This window comes from Hyphomonas sp. (assembly GCF_041689225.1).
GTDB lineage: Bacteria > Pseudomonadota > Alphaproteobacteria > Caulobacterales > Hyphomonadaceae > Hyphomonas.
Genome location: NZ_JBDNGN010000071.1, coordinates 1 through 8,399, shown reverse-complemented (window position 1 = coordinate 8,399; position 8,399 = coordinate 1). Strand labels below are relative to the sequence as shown.

General features: G+C 61.8%; 4 protein-coding genes and 3 pseudogenes. 6 read left to right on the top strand and 1 reads right to left on the bottom strand.

The features are described 5' to 3' along the window. From ACESNB_RS06495 to ACESNB_RS06485, 3 pseudogenes are all read left to right on the top strand, one after another. Nucleotides 1–1,175 (top strand): annotated as a pseudogene (locus ACESNB_RS06495) (hypothetical protein); the annotation flags it as partial. A 25-nt stretch (nucleotides 1,176–1,200) separates the two neighbouring features. Continuing rightward, a pseudogene (locus ACESNB_RS06490) lies at nucleotides 1,201–1,455 on the top strand (nucleotidyl transferase AbiEii/AbiGii toxin family protein); the annotation flags it as partial. Between the two features lie 104 nt (nucleotides 1,456–1,559). After that, nucleotides 1,560–2,005 (top strand): annotated as a pseudogene (locus tag ACESNB_RS06485) (transposase); the annotation flags it as partial. 644 nt (nucleotides 2,006–2,649) lie between these two features. Here ACESNB_RS06485 and ACESNB_RS06480 read toward each other — a convergent pair. Beyond that, nucleotides 2,650–5,265: an AAA family ATPase gene (locus ACESNB_RS06480; RefSeq protein ID WP_373005508.1), complete on the bottom strand. Its 2,616-nt coding sequence runs from the start codon at nucleotides 5,263–5,265 to the stop codon at nucleotides 2,650–2,652. A 435-nt stretch (nucleotides 5,266–5,700) separates the two neighbouring features. Between ACESNB_RS06480 and ACESNB_RS06475 the strand changes: the two genes are divergently transcribed. Genes ACESNB_RS06475 through ACESNB_RS06465 form a run of 3 tightly spaced genes read left to right on the top strand, consistent with a single transcriptional unit; the run spans nucleotide 5,701 to nucleotide 8,293 of the window. After that, complete coding sequence (locus tag ACESNB_RS06475) at nucleotides 5,701–5,829, top strand: ribbon-helix-helix protein, CopG family (protein ID WP_373005506.1); 129 nt, start codon at nucleotides 5,701–5,703, stop codon at nucleotides 5,827–5,829. Then, nucleotides 5,829–7,547: an Eco57I restriction-modification methylase domain-containing protein gene (locus ACESNB_RS06470; protein ID WP_373005510.1), complete on the top strand. Its 1,719-nt coding sequence runs from the start codon at nucleotides 5,829–5,831 to the stop codon at nucleotides 7,545–7,547. Before ACESNB_RS06475 ends, ACESNB_RS06470 begins: the two co-directional genes overlap by 1 nt. A gap of 8 nt (nucleotides 7,548–7,555) precedes the next feature. Then, on the top strand, nucleotides 7,556–8,293 hold the full coding sequence (locus tag ACESNB_RS06465; protein WP_373005504.1) for a PaeR7I family type II restriction endonuclease: 738 nt from the start codon (nucleotides 7,556–7,558) through the stop codon (nucleotides 8,291–8,293). Nucleotides 8,294–8,399 lie beyond the last annotated feature (106 nt).

Here is an 8,399-nt window from a genome sequence, read left to right as displayed (position 1 = left end):
CTAGTAAGACGCGCGCACGACTAGTTCGGCGGCTCTTGGCGTTGCTTCCGAGTGCGGCGGTCGAGATATTCGAGGCCCTATCCATCAACGGCAAGCCTCCATCGGCTGTCAGCAAGCCGACCCTTTCCTTGCTGGACCTAGCGGCAGAAACGGCAACGCCCTTCGTACTCAACAAGATCGTGCCGATGATGATCGCCGGCGGTGCCGTCCCGTCGTCGGCCATTCGCCGTTGGCTTATCGAGACAACGGATCATCGACTCGCAAAGGCAGCCGCCGAGGCGGCCATCTGCATCCAAGACGACGCGCTGGTATGGCTCGCGCTTGAACATGTTCGAGCAGACGCTCGCGAGGTGGCGGTCACCTATCTTTCGCGGGCGCTACCAGATCCGCTACCGTCGCGCCTGCTGGGCCTCTCGTCCGATCCGGGCAGTCGCGTCCGGCGGGCCGTAGTTCGCATTCTTGCGACCAGACCGCATACTGAGCATCAGATCGTACTTCTGCGCCTCATCGATGATGATTGGTCGGACGTCGATGCCTATCAAAACGAACCACCGTCATACCCCATTGCACGTGAAGCAGTTGTGGGCCTAGCGGCCTATGGCCGCCTTACGGACGAAATTGGGGAGGCCTTGTTGTTTCGGGCCGAGCGGACGGACGACCGCTCGCTGGGCATAGCGGCACTCAACACCGCAGCACAGAGCTGTAGTTCCACCATACGGAAGAAAGTCTGGGCTTTATCCTTCATCGACCAGCCCCGCTGGGTCCGCGTCGACGCCATCAACGCCTTGATTGGAGCCGATGTGGTCGAGAGCGAGATTGTCGATTCGATTACCCCCGAGCTGCTCATGCGATTGGCACCGCCGTTGGCTGCGTCGGCCTGCATTCTGCTAGCGACACATGGTCCGGTAGAAGCCGCGGTCGCGGCAATGGAGCGGATTGCGTGCTCGACCAAGCGTCGCGCGCTGTTGCTGCTAGGCGTCTGTGGCCTCGCCGACCGCGACCGCCCAGCCGCGCTCGGACTACTGGGGTTGCTCGGGCCAGATCACCCCGCGCGGCGCCTGGTCGATCTCGACGATGGCGAACGGCTACCGAAAACAGTGCTCGACGATCTCGGCCATATTCGCTTTCGAAGGGCCGCCCATGACTGGCTTGAAGACAAAATCGAAAAGGATTGAGTCCTGTCGGCCCGACTCTGTGAGGGCCCGCCACAAGGCGATGTATTTCGCTGAGGAGGCTGCCGACCGATCTCATATCCACTACGCGGCGGCAGTGAATGGCGGCTTGCAGATTGTCCCAGCCGGCGACGGCGCCAAAGCCCTCGCAGAAGACTACGGGCGGATGGTCGACGATGGGTTCCTCCTTGAGGAAGCCGAACCGTTCGATGTGCTCATGGCGCGCTGCGCAGAAATAGCCGCAAGGGTCAACGCGGTGACAAGTGAATCGGGGGGAAACTGATGAGGATCAAAGGGGTCGAAATCGAAAACTTCCCACAGTGACGTGACCCCCTGATTTTCCTCCATCCTCGATTAGAGTCCGGCCCTGACAGAAGGACGGACGAGATGAAGCGAACGAGGTTTTCAGAAGAGCAGATCATTGGTGTGCTGAAGGAGGCTGAGGCGGGCGCGAAGACCGCTGACCTGGCCCGTCGGCACGGTGTGTCCGAAGCGACGATCTATAACTGGAAGTCGAGGTATGGCGGGCTGGAGGTCTCCGAGGCCCGTCGACTGAAGGGACTGGAAGACGAGAACGCGAAGCTCAAGCGGCTGCTGGCTGATGCCATGCTCGACAAGGCTGCGCTGAAGGATCTCCTGGCAAAAAAGTTCTGACGCCCGCCGCGAAGCGGGAAGCTGTCGCTCATCTCCGGAACTGCCACGGGATGAGCGAGCGGCGGGCGTGCCATGTCATCGATGCCGATCGCAAGAGCGTGCGTTACCGTTCCACGCGCGCCGACGATGCAGAGCTCAGGGAGAAGTTGCGCACATTGGCCAACCAGCGTCGGCGGTTCCCCTTAGCGAAGAGGGCGAGCGAGCGCTGGACGGAGGGATTGAAGGAGAGGCAAATTTCCTTGGTGGAGCGCTGCTGATCCCAAACGAAGCGGCGCTGCACATCGTCAGCAATGGCCTCGTGCCGACAGCACAAGGCCTGTACGGGGTCAGCCGCCCGATGCTTACCTATCGGCTCCGGATCAGCGGCGCTCATACGATCTACCGACGGAAGGCGGGCCTTCCGGTCAGGTGAAGACTCCGTAGATTCTCGTACGAACGGCGGCGCCTGTCGCGGCGATCACGGGTGGTAGCCTGTCGCGGTTACGCGCCCGGAAAATCTCTTCGAGACTTTGAAGTCCACCGGGCCGTTTCCGGTGTCGGCTTCTGGTGTGAGATCCAGGTTGTTGGCCTTGCAGTAGGCGTGGGCGACTGCGAAGAACAGCCGCTGCGCCGCCTTCTCGGGACGTGGATCGCCCGCATGGTAGAGTTCTTCCGAAAAGCCGCCTGTCCTCGATCAGAAAGCTGAACTGCTCGATTATACGCAGTTGATCGCCCTGGACCGCTTCAATGACGGACACACCCCCTTAGCCACGAAACACGGCGTCAAGGGCGCGGAGTTTGAGAATATGCTGGTGATCGTCGGTCGAGGGTGGAACATGTATAGTCATGCCGCTTTCTCCTGCCGGGCTCGAATATCGGCGATCCACGTCGCCAGTGCGTCGATCTCGCTCTCGATCACCGACGGCGCGGGCAAGCGGGGATTGATCTCGCCGGGCTGGCTGTGGAGCAGTGCTGAACAGCGGCCGAAGGCTTCGCGCATCACCGTGCAGTCGGCGCCGGAGAGGATGGTGAGCTTGATCAGGCCAGTCGTATCGACCTTGCGGGACAGGCGACGGATCACCGGCCCGACCACCTCTTCCACTGCGCGCTCCCAGCTGGTGCGAAGCTGGTCTTGGAAGGATGTCACCTCCCACTGCCATTTCGCCTGGTCGCCGCGTTCGTGATGGATCTTCACATTATCGAGGTGCGCCTTCATGCCGTCGATCACCTTGTCGAGGGGCATGACGTTGGCGGGCGGATCCTGATGGCAGAAGCCGGCATGATCGGCGCCGCGGCTGATCAGCCGGTAGGACACGGGCGTTGCCGCCCGGTCCTTGGTCGCCCGGCAAGCTTCGTCGAGCAGCAACAGGAACGCCATGTCATGAGTGAAGACGATTACCTGGCGGCTCTCACCCGCTTCGGCCAGACGTGCGGCGACCCGATCGCGGTGCAGGTGGTCGAGCGAGGACACTGGGTCGTCGAACACGATCGCGGACTGTGCGTCGATGGTCGACAGCTCGGCGAGGAAGGCGGCGAGCGCAACGCAGCGATGCTCGCCTTCGCTCAGAACCTTGCCAACGGGTTCGGTCGGCTTGTTGATGAGACGCACCTGGAAGAAGGGGACGCCTGCCGTGGTCTTCGCCTGCTGAAGCTCAATGGCTAGGCCGGCTACGCCGAGGTTGTCGACCTCGATCGCAAAGCGGCCGCGCAGACGATTGGTGACGAGGGCCTGGGCGATGCGGGCGCTCTGCGTCGTGATCTTGTTCGTGGCCGTATCCTTTCCGGCCTTTTCTAGCGCCTCGATGGCTTTCAGACGCTCGATCTGAGCGAGCACGTCGGCCTTCACGACATCCAGCCATTTGCGGTCGGCCAGGCCGTTGCGTTCGGCGACAAGGGCGGCGCGTTGCGGGGAGTCCGCCTCCGATTGCAGGCCTTCGATCCGGGTGGCGATCCCGTCGAGCACGCCATGCAACCCGTCAACCGAGACGGCGGCCTCCGGCGGCAACGTCGGCAGAACCTCGCGGGCATGGGTTCGAAGCACCGCCCGCAGCCGCCAGGACAGTTGGACGATCTGCCGGTGAAGGGCCTGCGACAGTTCGCTCTCGCCGATATCGTCGCGGATCAGCGCGACGAAGGCCGGCAGATCTTCGATGGGGAAGACCTGCGACGATAGCTGCTCTACGAGGTCGTCGTAGGCGTCCGCGGCCGCCTCTTCGCGACGCTTGCTTTCGTCTTGGACGAAGGCTTCGAAGCTGGTGAGCCGCTTGGCACCGTCCTCGCTGAGTGGCTGCTGGCAAAGCACACAATGAGCGTCGGGACCCGTCACCGGGAAGGGCTGTTTGGGATAGGCCGCCTCCCGCGAATAGGCGCGGGCTGCTTCCCACAAGGCCTTCCAAATGTCCGAGCCGATGTCCGACAGCGGCTCTTCGGCGAAGAGATCGGCAGATGCGGATGCGGATGCGGCGCGTGCCGTAGCGAGACGGCTGTGGGCTTCGTGGAGCGCGGTCCGGTTCTGGTCGCTGGCGGTAGCGATCAATCGCTCAATCTGGTCGATAACCGCCTTGATGCGGGCTTCCTGGGTTCGGAGCTGACGGACGGTCCGGGCGGGATCGGCGATGAGGGTCTGTAGCCGGGCTTCTTCCTGCGCGTTCAGGCCCGCCAGCTTCTCGATAACGTCGGGCTTGGTCTTGCCGGACAGAGTCGCGATCGCCTTGCCGACCGCTGTGTCCGGCGAGCATTCGGGTTTCGACAGGACGGCCGGCGTCTGCTGTTTCAGCGTCTGGATCTCGGCCGACAGCTTGGCCTTCACCTCCTGGCACGCCTGCGCAAGGCCGGCGAGAATGCGCAGGGGAAGCGGGGTGTAGGCGAGATCGTTGGTGCTCTCAACATGAACGCTGGCCGTGCGCGAGTCGAAGACGCTGACGGCCGATAGCATCGGGTCGGCTGATCCGCCCTGGCTCCACGTCGCGCTGCGCTTCTGGCCGCCGATGAAGTAGTCGACACTGGCTGTTGGCACACCGCTAGAGCCGGCATAGATGTTTGGCAGGATGGCGTCGCCTTTTGGAGAGCGCGCCCGGCAGAGCTGCTTGAGAACGCGGGCGTATCCGGATTTGCCGGAGCCGTTGTCGCCATAGACCACTGTGAGACCGGTCTTGCCGAAGGACAGCCGCTCACCCGGCGCAAGAGCGTTGACGTTCGACAGGCCATGCAGGGCACCCAGGCTGACAACGGCATGGCTCGCGGCGGGGTCGCGGATATGGCTGGTGTCCAGCAGAGCGGCCGGGTTGTCGTCCTTGCAGACGGCGACGAGCGCGGTGATGTCGGCGGGTTCGAGCTTGGTCTGGCCGCAAAGCCGGCGCAGGGCATCACGCTGCCAGCCGGGCAGGTCGGCCGACCACTTCAGGATATCGGCAAGGGCAGCGGCCTCGTTCGAGAGGTCATTATTGTTCTGTTCGTCCATCGCTAGGACTTCCCCCATTTGACCACGCTGCGTCTGTCAGCGCCTCCATTGGTCATGGCGTACTCCGTTCATGCCGTGTTGTAGTCATACCGGCGCCTCGCAAGCCGACCAACGACATGTGGAATGCCACTTGGTCTTAGAGCAGATTTCACGACATCCCGTACATATAGTGAGATTCATGCAATGGGCCGACATATCTGGTGTACGGTTGTATGAGACTATGCATCACGTATATGAGCCAGGCATGCCCAACCGCAAGAAGAACAAACCCTGCCTATCCGGTTGCCACATACAAGCCCCACATCTTGTGCCGCGATTTCGCTCCATCGGGTTTCTCACCACCAGGTTTAGTGGGTGCCTGCGTCAACCGGATAGGCACGGAACAAACCGCTGAAGCGCGTCACCGTTACGGTAGATCCTGACGACTACGGGGCAATGGATCAGCTCGCGCGGCGCAGCGATGTAAGCACATCGTGGCTGATTCGCCGGTCGATGCGCGAGTTTTTGCAGCGCCACCGCGACGATCGCCCGATCGATGTACGGCCGGGGCGGGAGGTCGCCTGATGGCCGTATTGTCTTCTATCCAGCAAGCGTCGCTGCCAGGTCTTTGCCCGGTGGCGGATGCTGTCGCCCTTCTCGCCGCCGCCGGGATCGAGCAGCGCGGCGCGATCTTTACAAGGCGCGAAGTGGTTGAGTTCATTCTCGATCTTGCCGGCTATACGGCCGACCGTCCGCTTTACAGCTGCCGCGTTCTGGAGCCGTCCTTCGGTGATGGAGATTTTTTACAGATTGTGATCGAGCGCCTGCTGGCAAGCTGGCAACAAGGCGATCCGACCGGTGATGCGATCACGGTGCTGTCTCAATGCATACGCGGCGTTGAGCTACACGAGTCATCGTTCGGGGCCACGCACAGCAAGGTGATTGCCGCGCTCCGGGAGGCCGGTATCGACGCGGAGGCCGCAGAACAACTTGCCGACACATGGCTCGTGCGGGGCGATTACCTGCTGACCGATCTGCCCGGCACGTTCGATTTTGTTGTCGGCAATCCGCCCTATGTGCGACAGGAGCTAATCCCCGACGCTCTGATTGCAGAGTACCGCGCACGCTACCGCACCGTGTTCGACCGCGCCGACATCTATATCCCCTTCATCGAACGCTCCCTGACCCTGCTGGCCGACGGCGGCACGCTCGGCTTTATCTGCGCCGACCGCTGGATGAAAAACCGCTACGGTGGGCCGCTGCGCCAGATGGTGGCTGACGGCTATCACCTGAAAGCCTATGTCGATATGACCGATACCCCGGCTTTTCATGCCGAAGTTATTGCCTATCCGGCGATCACGGTCATCACGAAGGAAAAGCCGGGTAAGACGCGGGTCGCGCAACGTCCGGCCATCGACAAGGCCATTCTCGACGCCCTTGCAGTGCAGCTTTTGGCCGAAAACGCGCCTGCGCCTGACGGGCCGGTCAAGGAAATGGCCGGTGTCGCCGCTGGCACCCAGCCCTGGATCCTGGAATCACCTGACCAACTCATGCTCATCCGCAGGCTGGAACGGGATTTCCCTGCCATCGAAGATGCCGGATGCAAAGTTGGGATTGGCGTGGCGACAGGTGCGGACAAAGCCTTTATCGGCCCGTTCGATGAACTCGACGTGGAGGGCGACCGCAAGTTGCCACTGGCCATGACCCGCGACATTGATAGCGGCGAAGTCAGGTGGCGCGGCCTGGGCGTGGTCAATCCGTTTGCCGATAGCGGCGGTCTCGTCGATCTGAACGATTACCCCCGCCTGAAAGCCTATCTGGAAGCGCGCAAGAATCAGATCGCCAAACGACACGTCGCACGGAAAGCGCCGGTCAACTGGTACCGGACGATCGACCGGATCTATCCGGCGCTTGCCCGAAGACCCAAGCTGCTGATCCCCGACATCAAGGGCGACGCGCATATTGTCTATGAAGACGGGCGCCTGTACCCGCACCACAATCTCTATTTCATCATTTCAGACGAGTGGGATCTGATGGCGCTGCGTGCCGTGCTGCGCTCAGGCATAGCCAAGCTCTTCGTGTCGATCTACGCGACCCGTATGCGCGGCGGGTATCTACGTTTTCAGGCACAGTATCTCCGGCGCATCCGCCTGCCGCGCTGGCAGGACGTTTCCGCCACCCAGCAAGCCGAGTTGGTCGAAGCGGCGGCGCGCAATGATGTTGACGCCTGCAACAACGCCGTCGCCAAACTCTATGGCCTGTCAAAAGAAGAACGTGCCGCCATTGGCGGTAACGGCGAATAGGGGGATTCATGGCCATTGACCTTGCCGACTACGAACGAAAGGCCCGTGAAGCTGTTCAGGCGTTTTGGGGGAATCGCGAAAAAGCGCGTCAGAAGCAAATTGAGGCCGGCAAGGCCGATCAGGGCGAACGCGCCGGCGTCACTGGCGGCAAGAACATGGATGGCTTTATCGCCTTGGTTATCGACATCGTGCGGGCCAACGGGCTGGATCATGCCGATATCCACCAGATGCGCCGCGTGCTGACATTGCCGGGCTACTTCCGGCCCACGAAGCTGTGGGACCTTCTGGTTATCAATGAAGGCCGCCTGATTGCGGCGCTTGAATTCAAGAGTCAGGTCGGCCCGTCCTTCGGTAACAATTTCAATAACCGGTCGGAAGAAGCGATCGGCACGGCGCATGATCTGTGGACGGCTTACAGGGAAGGGGCTTTTGGTGAGCAGTCGCGCCCTTTCGTCGGCTGGCTGATGCTACTTGAGGACGCGCCAGCATCGCGTTCACCCGTGCGAGATAGCTCGCCTCATTTCCCGGTGTTCAAGGAGTTTCAGGGTGCCTCATATGCCGAGCGCTATAGCGTGCTTTGCAGGAAGCTGGTTCATGAGCAACTTTACACGACAGCCGCTATCTTGACATCGCCGCGCTCGGCTTCGGCGGACGGCGCTTATGCCGAACTGAGTGACTTGACTGGACTGCGCACATTCATCACCGAACTCGCCGGTCATGTCGCAGCGGAAGCGGCCAGGTCATGATCGTCGTGCTGTACTCTTTGGCCCTTGTGCCGAGCGCAACATGGTTTCGCGCAGAAGGCTACCTAGCGGATCAATGCGGCGCCAAGTCGAACCGGATGCATACCGG